This is a genomic window from Pseudomonas sp. No.21 (genome assembly GCF_054558415.1).
The window spans coordinates 16469-41045 of sequence record NZ_BAAJNO010000002.1 but is presented as its reverse complement, the minus strand read 5'-3'; the positions used below and the strand labels follow the sequence as shown (position 1 = coordinate 41045).

Sequence of the window (24577 nt, the reverse complement as noted above, 5' to 3'; positions counted from 1 at the left end):
TGAATAAGTGATTCGCCACCGCGATTCGGTTCCGCCATACGGAAGTGCTCGCTCGGCTGACCCCCACAGGAGCATGTGCATGAATCGCGTCATCCCGCGCCGCCTCGCCATCGCGAGCGGCCCTTCACCGTCCTTCAAACCGCTGGCGCTCGCCGTGCTGCTGGCCGCCGCCGGCCTGGCCCAGGCCGAAACCGCCGAAAACGACGCCCCCGCGGCGACCGGCGCGCAGACGCCCGCCGCCAGCGAGGAAAAGCGCCTCGGCACCGTCACCGTCAATGCCCGCCGCCGCGAGGAAAGCGCCCAGAGCGTGCCCACGCCCATCAGCGTGCTCGGCGCCGAGACCCTGGAGACCCAGCGCATCTACCGCGTGCAGGACCTGCAGCAACTGGTGCCCAGCACCAACGTCGCCTACGTCCACGCCCGCCAGTCGAGCATCTCCATCCGTGGCCTGGGCAACAACCCCGCCAGCGACGGCCTGGAAGGCAGCGTCGGCGTCTACCTCGACAACGTCTACCTGGGCCGCCCGGGGATGGCGGTGTTCGACCTGCTGGACGTGGAGCAGCTGGAGGTCCTGCGCGGGCCCCAGGGCACCCTGTTCGGCAAGAACACCACCGCCGGCGTGCTCAACATCACCTCGCGCAAACCCACCTTCACCACCGAGCGCAGCCTCCAGAGCTCGGTGGGCGAGGACGGCTACTGGCAGACCCAGGGCAGCGTCTCCGGCGGCCTCACCGAGACCCTCGCCGGGCGCCTGTCGGCCTACCGCACCGAAGACGACGGCTACGTGAAGAACGTCTACAACGGCGACGACCTCAACGGCGGCAAGCGCCAGGGCTTCCGTGGCCAGTTGCTGTTCGAGCCGAGCGAAACCTTCAACCTGCGCTGGATCGGCGAATACAACGAGGAGGATTCCAACAACGGCATCCTCAGCCTGTACAGCACCGGCCCCACCATCAACGGGGTCAACCGCTACGAGCAGCGCGCCGCCGCAGCCGGCGCCACCCTCGTCTCGGGCAAGGACCGCAAGGTCAACTTCGACTCCGACCAGCAGGTGACGGTGTTCCAGGGCGGCACCTCGGTGGAGGCCAACTGGACCCTGCCCAACGACTTCACCCTCACCTCCATCAGCGCCTACCGCTGGTGGGACTTCACCCCGCGCAACGACGACGGCCTCAACGTCTCGGCGGCGATCAACGCCGGCGTCTCGGTGCGCGACAAGCAGTACTCCCAGGAAATCCGCCTGGCCTCGCCCAAGGGCGACGCCTTCGACTACGTGCTGGGCGCCTACTACTTCAAGCAGGACCTGGATAACCACGCCTTCACCTACTACGGGCCCCAGGCCGACATCTGGAACGGCACGCCCGCCGGCGCCCTGGCCAATGTCACCACCCAGGGCGACGGCCACATCGACACCGACAGCTACGCGCTGTTCGCCCAGGCCACCTGGCACCTCACCGAGCGCCTGGACTTCACCGCCGGCATCCGTGGCACCTACGAGGAGAAGGACGCCTGGGTCGAGCGCTTCGCCCCCACCGGCGGCGCGGCGGTCAGCGGCGCGGCGGCCACCGCGCGCCGGGGCCGGGTCGGGGCCTACGACTCGGGCGACCTCAGCCAGCACAGCTTCAGCCCCTCCGGCCTGCTCGCCCTGAGCTACCAGATCAACCCCGACATGCTCGGCTACGCCTCGCTGTCCCACGGCGAGAAATCCGGCGGCATCAACCTCACCGTGGCCAGCGCCCCCACTGCCGGCGCCGACTCCCTGCTGGTGGGCACCGAGCGCGCCAACAACGCCGAGATCGGCTTCAAGAGCACGCTGCTGGACCGCACCCTGCTGCTCAACGCCAACCTGTTCTGGACCGAGGTCCACGGCTACCAGGCCAACGCCTACGACGAAGGCACGCGCACCTCCTACCTGACCAACGCCGGCTCGGTGCGCTCGCGCGGCCTGGAAGTGGAGACCACCTGGCAACCGGTGCGCGGCCTGACGCTCAACGCCAACGGCTCGTGGAACGACGTGCGCTACCTCGCCTACAAGGACGCGCCCTGCGCGCCGGAAGTGGGCTTCGCACCGGGCGCACCGGCCTCCTGCGACCTCTCCGGGCACCAGGTGGTGGGCGCTTCCAAGTACATCGCCAACCTCAACGGCGAGTACCGCTGGCAGCTGCAGGACCGCATCGAGCCCTACGTCACCGCCAGCTACGCCTTCCGCTCGAAAGCCGTCGGCACCATCGACGACTCCGAGTACGGCCAGATCCCCAGCTACGCGGTGGTCAACCTCTCCGGCGGCGTGCGCCTGGACCAGGGCGACAGCGTGCTCGACCTCTCCCTGTGGCTGAAGAACGCCGGTGACAAGACCTACTTCACCAGCCTGTGGAACTCCGCCAATGGCGGCTATGCCGGTGTCCTCGGCACGCCACGGACCCTCGGCGCCACCGCCCGCTACGACTTCTGAGTCAGCGGGGCTACGCGAGCCCCTTACCCACAAGGAAAGAACCATGAAATTCAACGCACTCGGCCTCGCCGCCGCCCTGGTCGCCGGCCAGGCCGCCGCGGCCCCCAGCGTCTACCCCACCGGGGTGACGATCTACGACCCGGCGCGGGCCTGGAACGGCTACGTGATCTTCAGCGCGCCGGACAAGCAGACCCGCCTCATCGACATGAACGGCAACGAGGTGCGGCGCTGGGAAAACGCCGGCTTCCCCGCCGCGCTGATCGACCCGGCGCTCAACGGCGGCAAGCGCGGCCATCTGTTCGTGCAGCTCGAAGAGGTCAAGGAGCCGAGCACGCTGGCCTCCGCCGGCAACGGCCTGCGCAACAAGGTGGTGGGCGAGCTGGACTGGGACGGCCAGGTGGTCTGGCAATGGGGCGACAAGGCCCCGGGCGGCGCCGCCCAGCAGCACCATGACCAGCGCCGGCTGGCCAACGGCAACACCCTGGTGTTGGCCAACCGGCTGCACCCGGTGAAGGGCTTCGAGGTGCCCCAGGTGATCGACGACGTGATCTACGAGGTCACTCCCGCCGGCAAGGTGGCCTGGAGCTGGACCGCCTCCGAGCACCTGGAGGAGTTCGGCTTCACCGCCGAGCAGCTCAAGCTGGTGCGCGCCAGCAAGAACCCCGACGTGCTGCACATCAACAACCTCGGCCCGGTGGGCCCGAACAAATGGTTCGACGGCGGCGACAAGCGCTTCCACCCGGACAACCTGCTGCTCGACTCCCGCGAGGCCAACTTCATCGCCATCATCGACCGCCAGACCGGCAAGGTGGCCTGGCGCCTGGGGCCCAACCTGCCCAGGCTCAACCCCTACGCGCCGGCCCAGGTGCCGCGCCCGGTGGACCAGTTCTCCGGCCAGCACGATGCCCACATCATCCCCGCCGGCCTGCCCGGCGCCGGCAACCTGCTGGTGTTCGACAACCAGGGCGAGGCCGGCTACCCGCGCGTGCCGCTGAGCCTGCTGGGCGGCTCGCGGGTGCTGGAGATCGACCCGGTGAAGGGCGAGATCGTCTGGCAGTACAGCGCCGCCGACAGCGGCCAGCCGGGCTGGGCCTTCTTCAGCGCCTTCATCAGCAGCGCGCGGCGCCTGCCCAACGGCAACACCCTGATCGACGAAGGCAAGTTCGGCCGGGTGTTCCAGGTCACCGCCCAGGGCGAGATCGTCTGGGAATACGTCAGCCCCTACTTCGGCAAGGCGCCCCTGGGCAACGCCCGCAGCAACTGGCTCTACCGCGCGCTGCCGGTGCCCTACGACTGGGTCCCGGAAGGCACCCCGCGCTCCGAGCAGGCGGTCACCCCGCCGGCCCTGGAGCAGTTCCGCGTCTCCACCAATCCCTGATCACCCCCGCCCTGTGGGAGCGAATCCGCTCGCGACCCGCTCCCCGGGGCTTCTAGAAGGACACAGGCCATGAACGCCAAGACCGAAACCCCCGAACTGCCCGAAGGCGCCTGCATCACCGCCCGCGTACCCACCCCCGACACCCGCCTGCTGGGCGACGTGGTGGTCAACCCCTACCAGCTGGCGCCGCTGACCGCCGTGATCCGCGATGGCGGGCGCGCCATCAGCGCCGCCCATGTCCGCGTGCTGGGCCGTGGCGAACGCGGCGTGACCCTGGCCTACGAGGTCTCCGACAGCGCGCTCTGGACCCACGGCGGCATCCCGGTGTTCGGCCTCTACCCCGACCACGTCAACCAGGTGGAGGTGACCTACAAGCTCGATGGCGAGCGCATCGTCGAGCGTTACCAGGTGTATGCCCCGGCGGTGCGCCTGCCGGTGGTGGCCAGCCAGACCGCCGCGCTGCCGGAGGTGGAGCCGGTGAAGGTCGCGCCCGGCTTCGAGCAGCGCCTGTACCTGTTCAACCACCTGCTGGGCGAGATCCCCGGCGGCCGTGCCTTCAAGTGGAACGCCCTGGGCGGCGCCGCCGAATGGGACCAGGTGGGCAACAACTGGATCGCCGACAGCAATGGCGACGTGCGCTGGTACCTGGACATCGAACGCATCCACGACTCCAACCGCCGCGACGGCCTGGGCGGCACCATGGGCTTCCAGCAGACCCGCGACGGCAAGCTGATCTGGGGCCAGGGCCAGACCTACTCCAAGTACGACCTGCTGGGCCGGCGCATCTGGCAACGCAACCTGCCGGACAAGTTCGCCGACTTCTCCCACGAGATCCGCGAGACGCCCCACGGCACCTACCTGCTGCGGGTCGGCACCAGCGACTACCGCCGCCCCGACGGCAAGCGCGTGCGCTCCATCCGCGACCACATCATCGAAGTCAGCGAGGCCGGCGACGTGCTGGAGTTCTGGGACCTCAACCAGATCCTCGACCCCTATCGCGGCGAGTTGCTGGAGACCCTCGGCAAGGCCGCCCTCCAGTTGCCCGCCGGCGTGGAGAAACAGGACGACACCGCCGCCAACGAACTGCTCGAAGGCGACCTGCCCTTCGGCGACACCCCCGGCGTCGGCACCGGGCGCAACTGGGCCCACGTCAACGCCATCGACTACGACCCCAGCGACGACAGCCTCATCATCTCGGCCCGCCACCAGGGCGTGGTGAAGATCGGCCGCGACAAGCAGGTGAAGTGGATCCTCGCCTCGCCCAAGGGCTGGCCCGAGCGCCTGCGCGCCAAGGTGCTGACCCCGGTGGACGCCCAGGGCCAGGCGCTGGCGGAGCAGGACGGCGTCTACGCCGAGGGCTTCGACTGGTCCTGGACCCAGCACACCGCCTGGCTCAGCGGGCGCGGCACGCTGACCGTGTTCGACAACGGCTGGGGCCGAAACTTCGCCCCCACCAAGCTCGCCGGCAACTACAGCCGCGCGGTGGAGTACCGCATCGACGAAGCCCGGGGCACCGTCGAGCAGGTGTGGGAATACGGCAAGGAGCGCGGGGATGCGTGGTACAGCCCCATCACCTCGGTGGTGGAATACCGCGCCGACCGCGACACCCAGTTCATCTACTCCGCCTCGGTGGGCTACCTGACCCCGGAGAAGCTCACCACCAGCGTGCTCAACGAAGTGAAGTACGGCACCCAGGAGGTGCAGGTGGAGCTCAAGGTCCACAGCCGCCAGCCCGGCAGCGTCGGCTACCGCGCCCTGGTGATCGACCTGGAAAGGGCATTCTGACTGCCGGCCCAACACGGCGATCTCGAAGGCCTGCGTAGGGTGGACGTCGCTTTTCACGTCCACCAGCGGAATGATGCCCAACTCCGCATGGTGGACCGGTGAAGCGCGGTCCACCCTACATCCGGCACCCCACCGCAGCGGATCGTTAACCTCGCCGTAACGATCCGACGCCCGGCTTGATTGATGACCCACCGGTCGCGCTCCTAAGGTGCGCTCCACGACAGCGGACCCCGTGGAGCCTCCAATGACAACGACAATCTCCCCACCGCCGCAATGGTCGCGTCGGCGCGCGGAAAAGCAGCGCCGCCTCGACCGCGTGCGCCACCTCGCCGACGGCGCGGTGCTGCCCGGCGAGCGCATCGTCGAGGCCCTCGAAGCCCTGATCGCCCCCGGCGACCGCGTGGTGCTCGAAGGCAACAATCAGAAGCAGGCGGACTTCCTCTCCCGCGCCCTGGCCAAGGCCGACCCCGGGCGCCTGCACGACCTGCACATGATCATGCCCAGCGTCAGCCGCGCCGAGCACCTGAACCTGTTCGAACGCGGCATCGCCCGCAAGCTGGACTTCTCCTTCGCCGGCCCGCAGAGCCTGCGCATCGGCCAACTGATGGAAGACGGCCTGCTGGAAGTCGGCGCCATCCACACCTACATCGAGCTGTACTCGCGGCTGGTGGTGGACCTGATCCCCAACGTCACCCTGGTGGCCGGCTTCATGGCCGACCGCGAGGGCAACCTCTACACCGGCCCCAGCACCGAGGACACCCCGGCCCTGGTGGAGCCCACGGCCTTCTCCGACGGTATCGTCATCGCCCAGGTCAACCAGTTGGTGGACGACGTGCGCGACCTGCCGCGCGTGGACATCCCCGCCTCCTGGGTGGACTTCGTGGTGGTGGCCGACAAGCCCTTCTACATCGAGCCGCTGTTCACCCGCGACCCGCGCCACATCAAGCCGGTGCACGTGCTGATGGCGATGATGGCGATCCGTGGCATCTACGAGAAACACAAGGTCCAGTCCCTCAACCACGGCATCGGCTTCAACACCGCCGCCATCGAGCTGATCCTGCCCACCTACGGCGAGTCCCTGGGCCTGAAGGGCAAGATCTGCCGCAACTGGACGCTCAACCCGCACCCGACGCTGATCCCCGCCATCGAGACCGGCTGGGTGGAAAGCGTGCACTGCTTCGGCACCGAACTGGGCATGGAGGGCTACATCGCCCAGCGCCCGGACGTGTTCTTCACCGGCCGCGACGGCTCCCTGCGCTCCAACCGCATGCTGTGCCAGCTGGCCGGGCAGTACGCGGTGGACCTGTTCATCGGCGCCACCCTGCAGGTGGACGGCGACGGCCATTCCTCCACCGTCACCCGGGGCCGCCTGGCGGGCTTCGGCGGTGCGCCGAACATGGGCCACGACCCGCGCGGCCGCCGCCACTCCACCCCCGCCTGGCTGGACATGCGCGCCGAACCCGAGGCCCTGCTGGCCCGTGGCAAGAAGCTGGTGGTGCAGATGGTCGAGACCTTCCAGGAAGGCGGCAAACCCACCTTCGTCGAGACCCTCGACGCCGTCGAGGTGGCCCGGAAGACCGGCATGCCCCTGGCGCCGATCATGATCTACGGCGACGACGTCACCCACCTGCTCACCGAGGAAGGTATCGCCTACCTGTACAAGGCGCGCTCCGATGAGGAACGCCGCGCCATGATCGCCGCCGTCGCCGGGGTCACCGCCATCGGTCTGCGCCACGACCCCAGGGACACCGAGCGCATGCGCCGCGAAGGGCTGATCGCCCTGCCCGAGGACCTCGGCATCCGCCGCACCGACGCGACCCGCGAGCTGCTCGCGGCCAAGAGCATCGCCGAGCTGGTGGACTGGTCCGGCGGCCTCTACAACCCCCCGGCCAAGTTCAGGAGCTGGTGATGAATGCACTGATCGCACCCAGCGCCGGGCTGCCCCTGGCCGAGTGGCTGGCGGACCAGGCCGTCGACGCCCTGATCGACGAGGCCGACCTCTCGCCCAAGCCGGCCCTGGTGGACCGGCGCGGCAGCGGCGCCCACACCGACCTGCACCTGGGCATGATGCACGCCTCGGCGCTGGCGCTGTGGCCGGCCTTCAAGGCCATGGCCGAAGCCGCCATCGAACTCGGCACGGTCGGCCAGCCGCTGCGCGAGGCACTGGGCCGCATCGGCCGTGAAGGCGAGGCCGCCATGCTCGCCGTCACCGGCGGGGTCAACACCCATCGCGGCGCCATCTGGGCCCTCGGCCTGCTGGTGGCCGCCGTCGCCCTGGAGCCGGCCAAGGCCGAAGCCGCAGGCATCACCACCCGTGCCGCGCGCATCGCCCTGATCGATGACCGCGCCGCGCCCCGGCAGGACAGCCACGGCAGTCGTGTCGCCCAGCGCTACGGCGCCCGGGGCGCGCGGGAGGAGGCCCAGCTGGGCTTCCCCGCCGTGCGCTTGCACGGCCTGCCGCAGCTGCAGCGCAGCCGCGCCCAGGGCAGCGGCGAGCAGAACGCCCGGCTCGATGCGCTGCTGGCGATCATGGCCGAGCTGGCCGACACCTGCGTGCTCTGGCGCGCCGGCCCCGAGGGGCTCGCCGCCATGCAGCGGGGCGCCCGCGCGGTGCTCGACGCCGGGGGCTGCGCCAGCCTCGACGGGCGCCGCCGGCTGCGCGAACTGGAAACCCGTTTGCTGGGGCTCAATGCCTCGCCGGGCGGCGCGGCCGATCTGCTCGCCGCCTGTTTGTTCATCGACCGAGTCGGGAGCTGACCATGGAAACCCTGTCTTTCGAATTCCCCGCCGGGCAACCCGCCTTTGGCCGCGCGCTGGTGGGCTGCGTCGGCTCCGGCGACCTGGAAGTGCTGCTGGAGCCCGGCCTCGCCGGCAAGTTGTCGATCCACGTGGTGACCTCGGTGAACGGCAGCGAAGCCCGCTGGCGGCACCTGTTCGAGCGCATGTTCGCCGGCCAGTCGCTGCCGGCCCTGTGCATCGACATCCACGATTTCGGCGCCACCCCCGGCGTGGTGCGCCTGCGCCTGGAGCAGGCCCTGGAGGAGGTGACCCATGACTGACCACGCACGCCTTTTGGCCACCCGCAGCTTCGTCGAACTGGGCGCCCGCCAGCGCGCCCGCAAATTGCTCGACCCGGGCTCGTTCCGCGAGCTGGTGGGGCCCTTCGAGCGGCTGGTCTCCCCCTGGCTGCCGCGCCAGGGCATCGTGCCCCAGGCCGACGACGGCGTGGTGGTGGCCAAGGGCAGCATCAATGGCCAGCCGGCAGTGATCGCCGCCATCGAGGGCGCCTTCCAGGGCGGCAGCCTGGGCGAGGTGGGCGGCGCCAAGATCGCCGGCCTGCTGGAGCTGGCCGCCGAGGACAACCGCCAGGGCATTCCCACCTGCGCCGTGCTGCTGCTGGAAACCGGTGGTGTGCGCCTGCAGGAGGCCAACCTGGGGCTCGCCGCCATCGCCGAGATCCAGGCCGCCATCGTCGAGCTGCGCCAGTACCAGCCGGTGGTCGGCCTGGTGGCCGGGCCGGTGGGCTGCTTCGGTGGCATGTCCATCGCCGCCGGGCTGTGCAGCCACCTGCTGGTCACCCGCGAGGCGCGCCTGGGCCTCAACGGCCCGCAGGTGATCGAGCAGGAAGCCGGCATCGAGGAATACGACTCCCGCGACCGGCCCTTCATCTGGAGCCTCACCGGTGGCGAGCAGCGCATGGCCAGCCACCTGGTGGATGGCTATGTCGCCGACGATATAGACGCCATCCGCGAAGCCGTGCGCGCGTTGCTCGCCAGCCCGGAGCAGACGCTGCCGCGCAGCCGCCGCCACGCCTGGTTCCTCGAACGCCTGGCGCGCCTGGGCGATGACTGCGCACACCTGGACGCCGCCGCCGTGCGCGCCCTCTACGCCGGAGAACAGCCATGAGCCGTGGAATGAACTGGTTGCACGCCCTCGCCGGGGCCGATGAGCAGGCCGGCTATCCGGCCTCGGTGAAGGTGATCGACGGCGAGGTGGGCAGCCGCGCCGCGCGCTTCATCGCCGTGGTCGCGGATGCCGCCAACCCCTTCCCCCGCGCCCGCAACGGCGAGGTGGGCCTGCTGGAAGGCTGGGGCCTGGCCAAGGCGGTGGATGACGCCATCGAGGCCGACGCCGGGCGCGGCACCAAGCGCGTGCTGGTGGCCGTGGTGGACGTGCCCAGCCAGGCCTACGGCCGCCGCGAAGAAGCCTTGGGGATACACCAGGCCCTGGCCGGCGCGGTGGACGCCTATGCCCGCGCCCGCCTCGCCGGGCACCCGGTGATCGGGCTGCTGGTGGGCAAGGCCATGTCCGGCGCCTTCCTCGCCCACGGCTACCAGGCCCAGCGGCTGATCGCCCTGGACGACGCCGGGGTGATGGTCCACGCCATGGGCAAGGCCGCTGCCGCGCGCATCACCCTGCGCAGCGTCGACGAGCTGGAAGCCCTCGCCGCGACCATCCCGCCCATGGCTTACGACCTGGGCAACTACGCCTCCCTCGGCCTGCTCTGGGAGCGCCTGGCTGTGGATAACGTCGAGCAGCCCGCTGCCGTCGATGTCGCCCGGGTGCGCGATTGCCTGGTGCGCGCGGTGGCGGATATCGGCACCAGCACCGACCTGCGCGGGCGCCTCGGCGCCGAGAACCGCGCGGCCTCGACGAAGGTGCGGGCGATGCTGCGGGCGCAGTGGTAAGGCCCTCGCACAGGAGCGGACCATGAAGGCCAATCATCCTCACGATCTCCTCTGGGGCCTCGCCCCGGAGCAACTGCCCGCCGAGGCCCCGGCCTGGGCGCGGCAGGTGCTCGCCGCCGGCCAGCCGGTGGTGGTGCGCCGCGCCCTGTGCGAGCCGGGTTGGGTCGCCGTGGGGGTGCGTGGCGCCAGCCGCGAACAGCGCTTCGCCACGCTGATGCCCCTTGCCGCCATCCAGCGCAGCATCAGCCCGCAGCAGCTGCGTCCGCGCACCGCCGGGCACTGGCCGGCGCTGCGCGCGCTGGTCGAGGTGGCGCCACTGCTGGAGGCCACCGGCCTCGCCTGGGGCCCCACCGGCAGCGTCGGTTTCGAGCTGGCCACCGGCGTGCCGGTGCTGCATGCCGAAAGCGATCTCGACCTGCTGCTGCGCACCCCCGAGCCCTTCGAGCGCCCGCGCGCCCGTGAGCTGCTGGCGCTGCTCGACCGCGCCTGCTGCCGCATCGACCTGCAACTGGAAACCCCGTTCGGCGCCATCGCCCTGCGCGAATGGGCCGGCGATTCCCGCCGCGTGCTGCTCAAGTGCGCAGAGGGCGCGCGCCTTGTGGATAACCCCTGGCAGGCCCTGGAGCACGCGGCGTGAGCAGCCTCTTCGCCTTCCCCGGCCAGGGCGCGCAGCAGGTGGGCATGCTCCACCAGCTGCCACCCGAAGCACGTGCCTGCCTCGACGAGGCCAGCGCGGCGCTGGGCGAAGACGTGCTGGCGCTGGACTCGGCCAAGGCGCTGCAAGGCACCCGCGCGGTGCAGCTGTGCCTGCTGATCACCGGGGTCGCCTGCGCGCGCCTTCTGTTGCAGGAGAGCCCGGCGCCGGAGCATGTGGCCGGCCTGTCCATCGGCGCCTACGGGGCGGCGGTGGTTGCCGGTGCCCTGGCATTCACCGATGCGCTGCGCCTGGTGGCCCTGCGCGGCGAGCTGATGCAACAGGCTTATCCACAGGGCTACGGCATGACCGCCATCGGCGGGCTCGACCTCGGCACCCTGGAAGCGCTGCTCGCGGAGGCCGAAGGCCCGGTGTTCCTGGCCAACATCAACGCGGACAACCAGCAGGTGATCGCCGGCAGCGACGCGGCGATGGCCGCCGTCGCCGCGCGTGCCCGCGCCCTGGGGGCCGGCCTGGCGAAGCGCCTGGCGGTCAGCGTGCCGTCCCATTGCCCGTTGCTGGAGGCGCCGGCCCGCGAGCTGGCCAGCGCCTTCGCCGACGTACGGATGCACCGCCCGGTGATCGGCTACCTCAGCGGCACCAGCGCGCGGCCGATCCACGACCCCGAGCGCCTGCGCGACGACCTCGCCTTCAACATGTGCCGCGTGGTCGACTGGCACGGCACCCTGCGCAACGCCTATGAGCGCGGCGTGCGCCTGCACATCGAACTGCCCCCCGGTGCCGTGCTCAGCGGCCTGGCGCGGCGCATCTTCGACCCAGGCACGGTGATCGCCTTCCAGGGCACCCGCCGCGATACGCTGGACGCCCTGTTGCGTCGGGAGGTGAGCCGGACCCGATAACCGCCGTGCGCTTCGAAGGACAACAACAAGCAACTTCGACCCAATGCGAGGACAACAACAATGATCATCTACGGTGTAGCCTTCCTGGCCCTGTGCACCCTTGTCGGCCTGTTCATCGGCGAACTCCTGGGCAAGCTCCTGGGCGTACCCGCCAACGTCGGTGGCGTGGGCATCGCCATGCTGCTGCTCATCTTCATCGGCAGCACCCTGCACAAGCGCGGCCTGATGGGCGCCAAGAGCGAGCAGGGCGTGGAATTCTGGAGCGCCATCTACATCCCCATCGTGGTCGCCATGGCTGCCCAGCAGAACGTGCTCGGCGCGCTGTCCGGCGGCCCCATGGCCATCCTCGCCGGTGTCGCGGCGGTGGCCCTCGGCTTCGCCATGGTTCCGGTGCTGGACCGCCTCGGCCAAAAGAAGCCCGACGCGGCGCCCGCCGCTGACGCCCTGAAGCCTCTGCAACGGTGACCGCCATGTACGAATCCATGATGAAAGTGATCGGCGGCTACGGGCTGATCAGCGGCTTCGCCGTCATCGGCGTGACCATGTGGCTGTCCTACTGGCTCTCCGACAGGCTCACCCGGGGCCGCCTGCACGGCTCGGCCATCGCCATCTTCCTCGGCCTGGCGCTGTCCTACGTGGGCGGCGTGATGACCGGCGGGCAGAAAGGCCTGGTGGACATCCCGCTGCTGTCCGGCATCGGCCTGCTCGGCGGCGCCATGCTGCGCGACTTCGCCATCGTCGCCACGGCCTTCGGGGTCAATATCGAGGAGCTCAAGCGCGCCGGCGTGTCCGGGGTGGTGGCGCTGTTCCTGGGCATCGGCACCTCCTTCGTCGCCGGGGTCGGCGTGGCGCTGGCCTTCGGCTACACCGACGCGGTGAGCCTGACCACCATCGGCGCGGGGGCGGTGACCTACATCGTCGGCCCGGTGACCGGCGCGGCCATCGGCGCCAGCTCCGAGGTGATGGCGCTGTCCATCGCCGCCGGCCTGGTGAAGGCCATCCTGGTGATGGTGGCGACGCCCTTCGTGGCGCCCTTCATCGGCCTCAACAACCCGCGCACGGCGGTGATCTTCGGTGGCCTGATGGGCACCTCCAGCGGCGTGGCCGGGGGCCTGGCGGCCACCGATCCCAAGCTGGTGCCCTACGGCTGCCTGACCGCCGCCTTCTACACCGCCCTGGGCTGCCTGCTGGGCCCGTCGCTGCTGTTCTTCGTCATGCGCGCTCTGATGGGCTGACGGTGCCGGCAGGCCGCTGATCGAGGGCGCTGTCAACGCCGCAGCGGCAGCGCATCTGGCTTTTCATCAGCCTGCTAGGTCGGGGCTGCGCTTTGGTTTAGCATCCCCGCTCTCGTCGGGGCGCGACGACCCGCTGGGGCGTCGCGCCGTCTTCGTCCCACCCAGCCTGGTCGTCCCGATGCCCGTACTGCGAGCCCGCCTGCTCATCCCGTTCCTGCTCCTGCTCCTGCCCGGCCTGGCCCAGGCCGCCGAGGTCGACGGCGCCAGCCTGGGCCTGCTCTGGGCGCTGCCGTTCGCCGGCATCCTGCTGAGCATCGCGCTGCTGCCGATCATCGCCGGTGACTTCTGGCACCAGCATTACGGCAAGATCACCGCCGGCTGGACGCTGCTGTTCCTGGTGCCCTTCATCGCCCGCTTCGGCCCCCACGCGACCCTGGCCATGGGCATGCACGTGCTGTTCGCCGAATACCTGCCCTTCATCGTGCTGCTGCTGGCGCTATTCACCATCTCCGGCGGCATCCTGGTGCAGGGCAACCTGCACGGTTCGGCCTGGCTCAACACCCGGCTGCTCGCCCTGGGCACGCTGCTGGCCTCGGTGATGGGCACCACGGGCGCGGCCATGCTGCTGATCCGCCCGCTGCTGCGCGCCAACGACAACCGCCGGCACAACGCCCACGTGGTGGTGTTCTTCATCTTCCTGGTGGCCAATGTCGGCGGCGGGCTGACGCCGCTGGGCGACCCGCCGCTGTTCCTCGGCTTCCTCAAGGGCGTAGACTTCTTCTGGACCCTGAAGCACATGGCCCTGCCGGTGCTGGCCATGGCCCTGCCATTGCTGGCGATCTTCTACGTGTTCGATCGCTACCTCTTCAGCCGCGAGGACGAACTGGCTCTCGTCGATCCCACCCCCGATACGCCGCTGCACGTTCACGGGCAGTTCAACTTCCTGCTGCTGGCCGGCGTGGTCGGTGCGGTGCTGCTCTCGGGGGTGTGGAAGCCGGGCATCGGCTTCGAGCTGCCCGGCATCCGCGTGGAGCTGCAGAACCTGGTGCGCGACGGCCTGCTGCTGGCCCTGGCGGGGTTGTCGCTGTGGCTGACCCCCGGCTGGACGCGCAGGGGCAACGAATTCAACTGGGGGCCGATCGTCGAGGTGGCCAAGCTGTTCGCCGGCATCTTCCTCACCCTCACCCCGCTGATCGCCATCCTCCGCGCCGGCCGCGACGGGCACCTGGCAGCGGTGGTCGCCGCCGTCACCGGTGCCGATGGCCAACCGCTGGACACCATGTATTTCTGGATGACCGGGGTGCTCTCCAGCTTCCTCGACAACGCGCCCACCTACCTGGTGTTCTTCAACCTCGCCTCCGGCGATGCGCAGGTGATGATGGAGCGGTTGCCGCAGACCCTGCTGGCGATCTCCATGAGCTCGGTGTTCATGGGCGCCATGACCTACGTCGGCAACGCCCCGAACTTCATGGTCAAGGCCATCGCCGAGCAGCGCGGGGTGAAGATGCCGAGCTTCTTCGGCTACCTGCTCTGGTCCTGCGCCGTGCTGCTGCCGCTGCTGGCGGTGCTGCAGTGGGTGATGCTCTAAGGGGGCGCTCGGCGTTCCCTGCAGGGGCGACTTCAGTGGTCCTGTCTGCGTCAAGTGTCGCTGGAAGATTTGAGCCCGGCTGATTGCCGAGTCCCGGTGCGGCTCTTGGTTTCGCCCACCCGGGCGAGTCCCGTACGGGTCTGGCTTCGCCAGAACCTTCCTCGATGTGCGCATCACGCTCGGGGCACGGTGACTTGCGTAGGGTGGCGTAAAGCGAAGCGAAACCCACGCGGTGGGCGTGACAGGGAGTCATGAATGCTCGGAAAGTACCTTGCTTTAAAACCACAACAGCTAACGCAGACAGAGCCACTTTCAGTCGCCCGACGGCGCCGCCTTCACCCCCCGCGCGCCAGGCTGTACATCCGGCACTCGGCCAGCAGCGCCAGCAGGTTCGGGTCGCGCTCCTTGGCCTTGAGGAAGACCACGCCGATGTGCTGCTGCAGGCGGTAGCGCGCCTGCAGCGGGATGAGCTTCACCCGGTTCTCGTACACCGCGGCGATGCGCCCGGGCAGCAGGGCGTAGCCGACCCCGGAGCTGACCATGCTGAGCAGGGTGAAGATGTCGTTCACCTGCATCGCCACCTTCGGCTCGAAGCCCGCCTGCTCGAACACCCGCGCGCCGTCGCGGTGGGTGGCGAAGCCCTGGGTGAGGGTGATGAAGGTGGAGTCGGCCAGGTCCGCCAGGTCCACCTCCGCCTGCTCGGCGAAGGGCGAGTCGGTGGGCACGGCGAGGAAGATGTCGTCGGAGAACAGCGGCAGCTGCTCGCAGTCCGGGTCGCTGACGCTGTCGTCGAGGGACACCAGCATGGCGTCCAGCTCCAGGTTCTTCAGGCGGTAGAGCAGGTCGGCGTTGGAGCCCAGGGTGAGGTCGATGTTCAGCTCGCTGCGCCGCAGCTTCAGCCCCATGATCAGCTGCGGCACCGTCTTCACCGTCAGCGAATAGAGCGAGCCGAGCTTGAAGCGCTCGGCCGAGAAGCCTGCCGCCTCACGGGTCAGGCGCACCGTCTCGAGCACGTCCTGCACCAGCTTCTGCGCGCGCTCCTCCAGCACGAAGGCGCTCTCCAGCGGCGTCAGGTTGCGCCCCTCGTGCTTGAACAGCGGGCAGCGCAGGGCGCTCTCCAGGGAGTGGATGGCGCGGTGCACGCTGACGTTGCTGGTGTTCAGCTCCGCCGCCGCGCGGGAGAGGTTGCCGCTGCGCATGAAGGCGAGGAAAGTCTGCAGCTTCTTCAGGGTGAGTTCGTCGTCGATCTGCATGGCACCGCGTCCGGGTGGCTGGAGCGAAGAGGCCATCCTACAAGCTCGGGCCCGCGAACCCGATGGGACCTTTAGTGAATAAGCTAATAATGCATAAGCAAATAAATTCTTATTCCTTAACAGATATATGAGCAGCCCCTAGACTCCCCTTCGTCGAAACATTGCACGGAGGGCTCGCCATGCGCAGCCAGGCCATTCGCTACCTGATCCTGCCGGGATGGCAGGGCTCGCCAGACGAGCATTGGCAGAGCCATTGGCAACGCACCCTGCCCAACGCCAGCCGCGTCGAGCAGGCCGACTGGGACCTGCCCGAGCGAGAGGTCTGGGTGACGGCGCTGGAGCGCGCCATCGACGCCGAGCGCACGCCGGTGATCCTCATCGCCCACAGCCTGGGCTGCGTCACCGTCGCCCACTGGGCCCGGCAGGCCGACCCGGACGTACTGCGCCGGGTGCGTGGCGCGCTGCTGGTGGCACCGGCCGATGTCGAGCGCCCCGGCTGCCCCGAGCCGCTGCGCGGTTTCGCCCCCATTCCCCAGGCCTCGCTGCCCTTCCCCACGCTGCTGGTGGGTTCGGACAACGACCACGCCGCCAGCACCCCGCGCGCGCTGGAACTGGCCCGCCACTGGGGCGCCGAGCCGGCCATCCTCGCGGGTGCCGGGCACATCAACGTGAAGTCCGGCCACCAGCGCTGGGAGCAGGGCTTCGCCTACCTCTACCGCCTGCAGGGGCGCATCGAGCAACTGGCCCGCCTGCGCGCCTGAGCACCTGTCCAGGATCGGCTGCGCGCCGGAGCAACGGCGTTGGAAACGGCTTCGGGCCTGCTCATTCACCGCTCGTGAACCCCGCGCCCTCAGCTGTTTTCGCCTGGTTCTTCTCCAGCCCGCTCGATCCAACAGGTTCATTTTTCAATGTGACGCCAGGGCCCGCTGCTTCCCAGCCAGGCCCGGCGGGAGAGTTCGTCCATGACCCAGGAAAAACCCGGCCAACCCCTGCTGACCTTCGCCGACGCCGACCGCAGCCCGCTGAGCATCCGTGCCCGCGCGCTGGTGTTCGTCGACGCCCGTTCGCGGCGCCTGCGGGAGGAAATCGAACACCTGGCACCGGCCGCCGTGCCGGTGCTGATCCAGGGCGAGACCGGCACCGGCAAGGAGCTGCTGGCGCGGCAGATCCACCGCGCCAGCGAGCGGCCGGGGCTGTTCGTCGCGGTCAACTGCGGCGCCATCAGCAAGGCCTATGCCGAGGCCGAGCTGTTCGGCCACGCCCCCGGCGCCCATGCCGGTTCGGCCAGCAGCCGCGCCGGCTGGTTCGGCTCGGCCAACGGCGGGACGCTCTACCTGGACGAGATCGGCGACCTGCCGCTGCCGCTCCAGGCGCGCCTGCTGGCGGCCCTGGAAAGCCGCGAGGTGACCCGCGTCGGCGCCCAGCAGCCGACCCCGGTGGACGTGCGCCTGGTGGCCGCCACCAGCATCGACCTGGCCCAGGCGGTGCGCGCCGGCAAGTTCGACGAGCGGCTCTACCAGTACCTCAACGAAGGGCGCGTGGAACTGCCGCCGCTGCGCGAGCGCCCCGACGACATCCTGCCGCTGGCCGAGTACTTCCTCGGCATCTACGCCCAGCGCCTCGACCTGCCGCTGCCGCTGATCGGCGCCCAGGCCCAGGCGGCGCTGGAGGGCTACCCCTGGCCGGGCAACACCCGCGAGTTGGAGAACAGCATCCACTTCGCCCTGCTGGTGAGCGACGGCGAGGAGATTCAGCCGCACCACCTCAACCTGCCGCCCGCACCGAGTTATGCACAGCTCGCCCAGCAGCTGCGCCAGTTGGCGGCCAACGATGTGGACAACCTGCGGCAGCTGTTCGCCGAGGTGCTGGCGGGGTAGGACGTCGAGGGGCAAGGGGTGGGTCGACGAGATGCGACCCACCCGGAGGCAGGCCCTAGCCGTGCAGGTGGAACAGCTTGTGCACGATGCGCCAGCGGCCGTCGATCTTCAGCAGCGAGAGGTAATCGGTGAAGTCCAGGCCGGCGTAGACGTCGGTGACCTTGGCCAGGGCGGTGTCGCCGGTGAGGTCCAGGGACTCCAGCCGCCACACCGGTGCTTCGCCCTCGGCCACCACCGGGCCCCTGGCCTGCAGGCCGGCGATGAAGGCCTCCGGCGAGAGCCACTGCAGGTCCGGGCCGAAGTGCCCGACGATGCGGCTGTCGGGGTGGAAGGCGCTGCGCAACAGCGTCGCGTCCGCCCGCACCATGCCTTCCACGTAATCCCGTACCACCGCCTCGATGGCCTGGCGTTCCGCATCCATGTCCGTGCTCCTGTCGCGTGGGAAAGGCCAGAGCCTAGCCCGCCCGGACCGATACCGCAGCTCCCGATGTTCCGTACCGCGAACCCTCCCGGACCGCATCACGCGGGTGCGGCTCATACCGCCCGTAGGATGGGCTGAGCTACGCGAAGCCCATCACGCCGATGCACGGCGCGCGGCTCGGGGTTGGACGGTGGATCAATGGATCTGCCCGGCCGCCTGGAGGCGCTCGCGGGTGGCGCGCAGGCGCGGCAGGGGCAGGCACACCAGCAGGGTGGCGACCAGCACGGCCACGCCCATCAGCGGCAGGTTGGCCAGGCCCATCCCGGTGCTCAGCCACAGGCCGCCGACGAAGGCGCCGCTGGCGTTGCCCAGGTTGAAGGCCGCGTGGCTGAGGGTGGCGGCGAGGCTGGCGGATTCGCCGGCCTGTTCCACCAGCAGCAACTGCAGCGGCGAGGAGATGGCGAAGCTCGCCACGCCCCAGAGGAACAGGCAGGCCAGCGCCAGCACCGGCACCTGGGCGAAGACGAACAGCCCCACCAGGCACAGGGCGCTCACCGCGAAGGCCCCGGGCAGGGCGAAGCGGAAGCCCTTGTCCGCCAGGCGCCCGCCCAGCAGGTTGCCGAGGGTCAGGCCGATGCCGAACAGCAGCAGGGCGAAATTGGCGTGCTCCGGGCTGAAGCCGGAGACATCGCGCAGCAGCGGGCTGATGTAGGTGAACACGCCGAACAGCGCCACCGACGACAGGCTGCACACCCCCAGCGCATGCAGCACCGGGCGCCGGAAGATGCCGTCCCAGGCGCCGGCGGCATTGGGCTGCGGCCTGGCAGTGGCCGGCAGCCAGAGGAACTGCGCCAGCAGCGTCAGCAGGCCCAGGCCCGCCACCACCATGAAGGTCACCCGCCAGCTGGTGGCCTGGCCCAGCCAGGCGCCGGCCGGCACCCCGAGCACGTTGGCGATGGTCAGCCCGCTGAGCACCAGCGCCATGGCCGAGGCGCGGCGATGGGGCGGCGCCAGCTCGGCGGCCAGCAGGGTGGCGCAGCCGAAGAAGCCGGCATGGCTGAAGGCGGTGAACATGCGCGCCGCCAGCAGCCATTCGTAGCTGGGGGCCAGGGCGCAGGCAAGGTTGCCCAGGGCGTAGGCGCCCATCAGCCAGAGCAGCGCCTGGCGCCGTGGCAGGCGCCCCAGCAGCGGGCCCAGCAGCGGCGCGCCGATGACCACGCCCATGGCGTAGGCGCTGACCAGCAGGCCGGCGTCGGAGAGGCTCACGGAGAGGTCCCGGGCCACCTCGGGCAGCAGGCCCATGATGATGAATTCGCTGCTGCCGACGACGAAGCCGCCAAGGGCCAGGGCGAGCAGGGGGAGGGAGAGAAGGGTCGAGGGATTCATGGCAAGAGGCAGGGCTTGTTGCGAGGGGGCGCGGATTCTACGCGCTTTCCCGGGCGATGACCTGGCAGTCGAGCAGATTCAGGCGCTCCACCTCGCCCTCCACCGGCAGCACACCCAGCGCCTCCAGCACCCGGGTAGCGGCGCGCTCGCCGATCTCCAGCGCCGGCGGGCGGATGGTGGTGAGGCTGGGCAGCAGCATCTCGGCGAACGGGTAGTCGCCGAAGCCCATCACCGCGCAGTCCCCCGGCAGGTCCAGGCCCGCCCGCTGGCCGGCGAGCAGGCCGCCGGCGGCGAGGTTGTCGTTGGCGAAGATGATCGCGTCCGGCCGGGGCGAGCGCTTCATCAGCGCCTCCATGGCCTGCTTGCCGGCCTCGAAGGGCGCCAGCCCGCTGCTGGGCACGAAGACCCAGGGCTCGTGGCCGGCGGCGCGCAGGGTGTCGGCGTAGCCGTCGCGGCGGTCCAGGGCGCTGAAGTCGCCGGCGGCGCTGTTCTGCACGAAGGCGATGCGCGTGTGCCCTTTGTCCAGCAGGTAGCGGGCGGCGGCGACGCCCACGTCGCGGTGGAGGAACCCCACCTGCATCGGCGCGCGCTCGGGCTGGTAGTCCCAGACCTCGACGATGGGGACGTCCGCCTCGGCGAGCATCTTCTCGGTGCCGGGGCTGTGGAAATGGCTGGTGACCACCAGGGCCGCCGGCGACCAGCCGAGGAAGGCGCGCACGGCGCTCTCTTCCTGTTCCTCGGAGAAGTAGCTGGAGGCCAGCAGCAGCTGGTAGCCGTGGCGCGCCAGGGTGTCGCTGAAGCCCTGGATGGTGTTGGCGAAGATCGGCCCGGAGATGTTGGGGATGACCATGCCGACGATGCGTCCGCGCGCCGAGGCCAGGCCGCCGGCCACCCGATTGGGCACGTAGCCCAGCTCGGCCACCGCCGTTTCGATGCGCCCGCGCAGTTCCTCGGAGACCTGCTCCGGCTGGTTGAAGTAGCGCGACACGGTGATGGCGGACACGCCGACGCGCTCGGCCACGGCGCTGAGGGTGACGCGTCCCGCGCCTCGGCGCTTGCGGGGGCTGCTCATGGATTGACCATCCTTGTAGGCATATAAAAGTAATTTTTAATTATTTGACGATCTATTGGCGTCGCTCGGATACTGGCGATGTTAGCGCTAACAACCAACGGCTGTCTGCCTTTTTGCTGCCACTCGCACGAGCGAGACCAGACCGCGACAGCCCACAAGGAGCCTGCCAAGTAGCAGGCACGTCTGGTCTCCGCAGGGCAGTGAAACGAACATGAACCCCCTCAGCTTCCCGGTCGCCTCCAGCGGCCTTCGCACCTCCCACGGCGGGCGCCGCAGCCCGCTGGCCATCGGCATCCTCCTGGCGGCGCTGGGGAGCGCCGCCGGGGCCGCCGAGCGCACCCCCGACAGCACCGCCGACGGCCAGAAGGCCGCGCCCACGCTGAAGACGGTGACCGTCACCGCCACCCGCCGCGAAGCCAGCCTGCAGGACGTGCCGGTGGCCGTCTCCGTGGTGCAGGGCGAGCAGCTGGAGCGCGACAACCGCAACAACGTCGGCGCCATCGTCCAGCAGGTGCCGACCCTCAACTACCGCACCGGTGCCTCCAACAAGGACACCTCGCTGTTCATCCGTGGCGTCGGCACCATCTCCACCTCGCCGGGGGTCGAGCCCACGGTGGCCACGGTGGTGGACGGCGTGGTGTTCGGCCGCCCCGGGCAATCCACCCTGGACCTGCTGGACCTGGAGCGCATCGAAGTGCTGCGCGGCCCCCAGGGCACCCTGTTCGGCAAGAACGCCTCGGCCGGCGTGCTCAACATCGTCAGCCAGGACCCGCCCGAGCAGGGCCACGGCTACGTGGACTACTCGCACTTCGGCGGCGGCAACGAGAACCGCCTGCGCTTCGGCATCGGCGGACGCCTGAGCGACACCCTGAAAGGCTCCCTGAGCACCCTGCTGGGGCGCTACGACGGCAACGTCGAGAACGTCGCCAACGGCCACGACGTCAACGGCTACGACCGCAAGGGCGTGCGCGGCAAGCTGGTGTTCGAGCCGGACGACGCGCTCAAGGTGACCCTGATCGCCGACCGCATGGAGGGTGAGGACACCCTGCCCAGCGGCGTGATCACCTCCACCAGCAGCGCGGCCTTCGCCAGCGCCCTGCGCCCGGTGGTGCCGAGCGACCACAACCGCGACATCCGCAGCGACTACAAGACCTACGTCGAGGACACCAACAGCGGCCTGTCCGGGCAGGTGGACTGGAAGCTGGGGGACTTCACCCTCACCTCCATCACCGCCTGGCGCGGCTGGGACAACACCCAGTACCAGGACGGCGACCGCTCGGCGCAGCTGCCGCTGACCGCCTCCCACGACAAGGGCGAGGTGGACTACGACCAGTACTCCCAGGAGTTCCGCCTGGCCTCGCCCAAGGGCGGCTTCAACGAATACGTGGTCGGCGCCTACTACTTCCATGGCCGCTCCGAGGAGACCTACCGGCGCCTGTCGGTCAACGGCGGCACCCCCAACAGCGGCCGCGCCGACTACAGCGTGACCAACGACAGCGTCGCGCTGTTCGGCGAGAACACCTTCAACCTCACCGACGACTTCCGCGCGCTGTTCGGCCTGCGCTGGACCCACGACGACCTGGAATACGACCACCGCCGCACGTCCACCTCCGCCACCGCCGTCACCGGCATCCAGCCCTCCACCGCCAGCTCGGGCTCGGTGGACGAGGACGGCTGGTCCGGCCGCACCGGCCTGCAGTACGACTTCAGCGACGACCTGATGGGCTACGCCACCTACTCGCGCGGCTACAAGGGCCCGGCCTACAACGTGTTCTTCAACATGCAGCCGCGCGACACCGGGGCGCTCAAGCCGGAGACCTCCGACTCCTATGAGCTGGGCCTCAAGGCCACCGCCCTGGACAAGCGCCTGAGCGCCAACCTGGCGGTGTTCCACACCGACTACGACGACTACCAGGCGAACTTCTTCGACACCGTGGCCAACCAGGTGGTGACCCGCCTGATCAACGCCGGCAGCGTGAAGACCCAGGGCGTGGAGCTGGACACCAGCTTCCAGGCCACCCGCCAGCTCAAGCTGTCCGCCGCCCTGGCCTACACCAAGGCGCGGGTGGACCACTTCAACTGCCCGCCCGGCGCCGCCGCCACCTGCAACATCGACGGCGGCCGCTTGCCCTTCACCCCGGACTGGAAGGCCTACGTGCGCGCCGACTACAGCATCCCGCTGGACAACGGCCTGGATGTGGAACTGTCCACCGACTACAGCTGGCAGGACGAGGTGCAGTTCAGCCTCGACCAGAACCCGGACACCGTGCAGGACACCTACGGCATCTGGAACGCCAGCATCGCCCTGGCCGACTACAACGCCGGCTGGCGCGTGGCGCTGCTGGGCAAGAACCTCGCCGACACCTCCTACGCCCAGTCCCTGGCCAGCGGCGGCAGCTACATCTACCGCGCCGTGCCACGGGACGACGAGCGCTACTTCGGCGTCCAGCTGCGCAAGGATTTCGACTTCTGACCCGCGCCTGCGTGCAGGAACCGCCCGAGCCGCCGCAGAGCGGCCGGGCGGCACCCCCACCGACCCCGGTAACGACACCATGACCCGATCCCGACAGCTCTCCCTCGGCGCCTTCCTGATGGCCACCGGTCACCACGTGGCCGCCTGGCGCCACCCGGACGTGCCCGCCGACACCCTCGACTTCGCCCAGTACAGGCACCTGGCACGCATCGCCGAGGCGGCGAAGTTCGACGCCCTGTTCGTCGCCGACAGCGTGGCCGCGCCCACCGGCGACATCGCCAGCCACATGGCCCGCTCCACCTACTTCGAACCGCTGACCCTGCTCAGCGCCCTGGCCGCCGTCACCGAGCGCATCGGCCTGGTGAGCACCGTCACCACCAGCTACAACGAGCCGTACCACGTGGCGCGCAAGTTCGCCTCGCTGGACCACATCTCCGGGGGGCGTTCGGGCTGGAACCTGGTGACCTCCGACGCCGCCGCCGAAGCGCTGAACTTCAACCGCGAGGCCCACCTGGGCCACACCGAGCGCTACGCCCGCGCCCGGGAGTTCCACCAGGTGGTCACCGGCCTGTGGGACAGCTGGGAGGACGACGCCTTCCTCCGCGACAAGGCCAGCGGCCAGTACTACGACCCGGCCAAGCTCCACGTGCTGGCCCACCAGGGCGAGCATTTCCGCGTACAGGGCCCGCTCAACGTCGCCCGCTCGCCCCAGGGCCGGCCGGTGGTGGTGCAGGCCGGCTCCTCGGAGACCGGTCGCGAACTGGCCGCCGAGACCGCCGACGTGGTGTTCACCGCGCAGACCTCCCTGGCCAGGGCCCAGGCCTTCTACGCCGACCTCAAGGGGCGCCTGGCCAGGTTCGGTCGCCACGAGGACGACCTGAAGATCATGCCCGGCGCCTTTGTCGTGGTCGGTGCCAGCGAGGCCGAGGCGAAGGAGAAGTTCGAGCAGTTCCAGGAGCTCGTGGAGCCCCGCGTCGGCGTCGCCCTGTTGGGGCGCATGCTCGGCAACTTCGACCTCTCCGAATACCCGCTGGACGGCCCGCTGCCCGAGCTGCCGCTGACCCAGGACGGCCAGCAGAGCCGGCAGAAGCTGCTCACCGAACTGGCCGGGCAGGAGAACCTGACCCTGGCCCAGCTTGGCCGGCGCATCGCCGGCGGGCGTGGTCACCACAGCCTGATCGGCACCCCGGCACAGATCGCCGACGAGCTGCAGGCCTGGTTCGAAGGCCGCGCCGCCGATGGCTTCAACGTGCTGGTGCCGCACCTGCCGGCCGGCCTGGAGGACTTTGCCACCCAGGTGGTGCCGGAACTGCAGCGGCGCGGCCTGTTCCGCACCGAGTACCAGGGCCGCACCCTGCGCGAGCACCTCGGCCTGGCGCGGCCGGCGAACCGCTTCGCCCACCCCGCCTGACATT

The 24577-nt window shown here is 69.9% G+C and carries 21 protein-coding genes; 17 read left to right on the top strand and 4 right to left on the bottom strand.

Annotation, left to right across the window (positions count from 1 at the left end):
• Positions 1 to 91: 91 nt before the first annotated feature.
• The 13 genes from ACYJSS_RS02960 to ACYJSS_RS02900 all read left to right on the top strand — a co-directional run bounded on the left by ACYJSS_RS02960 (position 92) and on the right by ACYJSS_RS02900 (position 14680).
• Entirely contained in the window at positions 92 to 2452 is a 2361-nt protein-coding gene (locus ACYJSS_RS02960; protein WP_373875090.1) for a TonB-dependent receptor, read from the top strand.
• Positions 2453 to 2495: 43 nt separating this feature from the next.
• Positions 2496 to 3830, top strand: a complete 1335-nt coding sequence (locus ACYJSS_RS02955) for an arylsulfotransferase family protein (protein ID WP_111263025.1) — start codon at positions 2496 to 2498, stop codon at positions 3828 to 3830.
• A 69-nt stretch (positions 3831 to 3899) separates the two neighbouring features.
• Positions 3900 to 5615 carry an aryl-sulfate sulfotransferase gene (locus tag ACYJSS_RS02950; RefSeq protein WP_111263024.1) on the top strand — a complete coding sequence of 572 codons (1716 nt, stop codon included), beginning with the start codon at positions 3900 to 3902 and terminating at the stop codon, positions 5613 to 5615.
• 244 nt (positions 5616 to 5859) lie between these two features.
• Entirely contained in the window at positions 5860 to 7524 is a 1665-nt protein-coding gene (gene mdcA, locus ACYJSS_RS02945; RefSeq protein WP_236204397.1) for a malonate decarboxylase subunit alpha, read from the top strand.
• The gene (locus ACYJSS_RS02940; RefSeq protein WP_111263022.1) at positions 7524 to 8372 is read left to right on the top strand and encodes a triphosphoribosyl-dephospho-CoA synthase; all 849 of its coding nucleotides are present in this window, start codon (positions 7524 to 7526) and stop codon (positions 8370 to 8372) included. The genes mdcA and ACYJSS_RS02940 overlap by 1 nt, the downstream gene beginning before the upstream one ends.
• Positions 8373 to 8374: 2 nt before the next feature.
• On the top strand, positions 8375 to 8674 hold the full coding sequence (locus ACYJSS_RS02935) for a malonate decarboxylase subunit delta (RefSeq protein WP_236204398.1): 300 nt from the start codon (positions 8375 to 8377) through the stop codon (positions 8672 to 8674).
• Complete coding sequence (locus ACYJSS_RS02930; protein WP_111263020.1) at positions 8667 to 9521, top strand: biotin-independent malonate decarboxylase subunit beta; 855 nt, start codon at positions 8667 to 8669, stop codon at positions 9519 to 9521. The genes ACYJSS_RS02935 and ACYJSS_RS02930 overlap by 8 nt, the downstream gene beginning before the upstream one ends.
• A complete protein-coding gene (gene mdcE, locus ACYJSS_RS02925; RefSeq protein WP_111263019.1) occupies positions 9518 to 10303 on the top strand; it encodes a biotin-independent malonate decarboxylase subunit gamma in 786 nt (261 codons plus the stop codon). The genes ACYJSS_RS02930 and mdcE overlap by 4 nt, the downstream gene beginning before the upstream one ends.
• A 22-nt stretch (positions 10304 to 10325) precedes the next feature.
• Positions 10326 to 10940 carry a malonate decarboxylase holo-ACP synthase gene (locus ACYJSS_RS02920; protein WP_111263018.1) on the top strand — a complete coding sequence of 205 codons (615 nt, stop codon included), beginning with the start codon at positions 10326 to 10328 and terminating at the stop codon, positions 10938 to 10940.
• The gene (gene mdcH / locus ACYJSS_RS02915) at positions 10937 to 11857 is read left to right on the top strand and encodes a malonate decarboxylase subunit epsilon (protein WP_111263017.1); all 921 of its coding nucleotides are present in this window, start codon (positions 10937 to 10939) and stop codon (positions 11855 to 11857) included. Before ACYJSS_RS02920 ends, mdcH begins: the two co-directional genes overlap by 4 nt.
• Before the next feature lie 60 nt (positions 11858 to 11917).
• On the top strand, positions 11918 to 12322 hold the full coding sequence (gene madL, locus ACYJSS_RS02910) for a malonate transporter subunit MadL (RefSeq protein WP_111263016.1): 405 nt from the start codon (positions 11918 to 11920) through the stop codon (positions 12320 to 12322).
• Between the two features lie 5 nt (positions 12323 to 12327).
• Positions 12328 to 13092, top strand: a complete 765-nt coding sequence (gene madM, locus ACYJSS_RS02905; protein ID WP_111263015.1) for a malonate transporter subunit MadM — start codon at positions 12328 to 12330, stop codon at positions 13090 to 13092.
• A 178-nt stretch (positions 13093 to 13270) separates the two neighbouring features.
• Positions 13271 to 14680 (top strand): sodium:proton antiporter, encoded by a 1410-nt coding sequence (locus ACYJSS_RS02900; RefSeq protein WP_236204399.1) that lies wholly within the window; start codon positions 13271 to 13273, stop codon positions 14678 to 14680.
• A gap of 335 nt (positions 14681 to 15015) precedes the next feature.
• On the opposite strand, the gene ACYJSS_RS02895 is transcribed toward ACYJSS_RS02900, so the two are convergent.
• On the bottom strand, positions 15016 to 15933 hold the full coding sequence (locus ACYJSS_RS02895; RefSeq protein WP_236204400.1) for a LysR family transcriptional regulator: 918 nt from the start codon (positions 15931 to 15933) through the stop codon (positions 15016 to 15018).
• 179 nt (positions 15934 to 16112) lie between these two features.
• Here ACYJSS_RS02895 and ACYJSS_RS02890 point away from each other — a divergent pair, with 179 nt between their 5' ends.
• Together ACYJSS_RS02890 and ACYJSS_RS02885 are read left to right on the top strand one after the other, a co-directional pair.
• Positions 16113 to 16694, top strand: coding sequence for an RBBP9/YdeN family alpha/beta hydrolase (locus ACYJSS_RS02890; RefSeq protein WP_236204401.1), 582 nt, complete (start codon positions 16113 to 16115; stop codon positions 16692 to 16694).
• Between the two features lie 201 nt (positions 16695 to 16895).
• Positions 16896 to 17810 carry a sigma 54-interacting transcriptional regulator gene (locus ACYJSS_RS02885; RefSeq protein ID WP_236204402.1) on the top strand — a complete coding sequence of 305 codons (915 nt, stop codon included), beginning with the start codon at positions 16896 to 16898 and terminating at the stop codon, positions 17808 to 17810.
• A 55-nt stretch (positions 17811 to 17865) separates the two neighbouring features.
• Here ACYJSS_RS02885 and ACYJSS_RS02880 read toward each other — a convergent pair whose 3' ends face one another.
• The 3 genes from ACYJSS_RS02880 to ACYJSS_RS02870 all read right to left on the bottom strand — a co-directional run bounded on the left by ACYJSS_RS02880 (position 17866) and on the right by ACYJSS_RS02870 (position 20689).
• Positions 17866 to 18231, bottom strand: coding sequence for a nuclear transport factor 2 family protein (locus ACYJSS_RS02880; protein ID WP_236204403.1), 366 nt, complete (start codon positions 18229 to 18231; stop codon positions 17866 to 17868).
• 195 nt (positions 18232 to 18426) lie between these two features.
• On the bottom strand, positions 18427 to 19617 hold the full coding sequence (locus ACYJSS_RS02875; protein WP_160481474.1) for an MFS transporter: 1191 nt from the start codon (positions 19615 to 19617) through the stop codon (positions 18427 to 18429).
• A gap of 37 nt (positions 19618 to 19654) precedes the next feature.
• A complete protein-coding gene (locus ACYJSS_RS02870) occupies positions 19655 to 20689 on the bottom strand; it encodes a LacI family DNA-binding transcriptional regulator (RefSeq protein ID WP_236204404.1) in 1035 nt (344 codons plus the stop codon).
• A gap of 211 nt (positions 20690 to 20900) precedes the next feature.
• Here ACYJSS_RS02870 and ACYJSS_RS02865 point away from each other — a divergent pair, with 211 nt between their 5' ends.
• Together ACYJSS_RS02865 and ACYJSS_RS02860 are read left to right on the top strand one after the other, a co-directional pair.
• A complete protein-coding gene (locus tag ACYJSS_RS02865) occupies positions 20901 to 23162 on the top strand; it encodes a TonB-dependent receptor (RefSeq protein WP_236204405.1) in 2262 nt (753 codons plus the stop codon).
• A 79-nt stretch (positions 23163 to 23241) separates the two neighbouring features.
• The gene (locus tag ACYJSS_RS02860) at positions 23242 to 24573 is read left to right on the top strand and encodes an LLM class flavin-dependent oxidoreductase (RefSeq protein WP_236204406.1); all 1332 of its coding nucleotides are present in this window, start codon (positions 23242 to 23244) and stop codon (positions 24571 to 24573) included.
• Positions 24574 to 24577 lie beyond the last annotated feature (4 nt).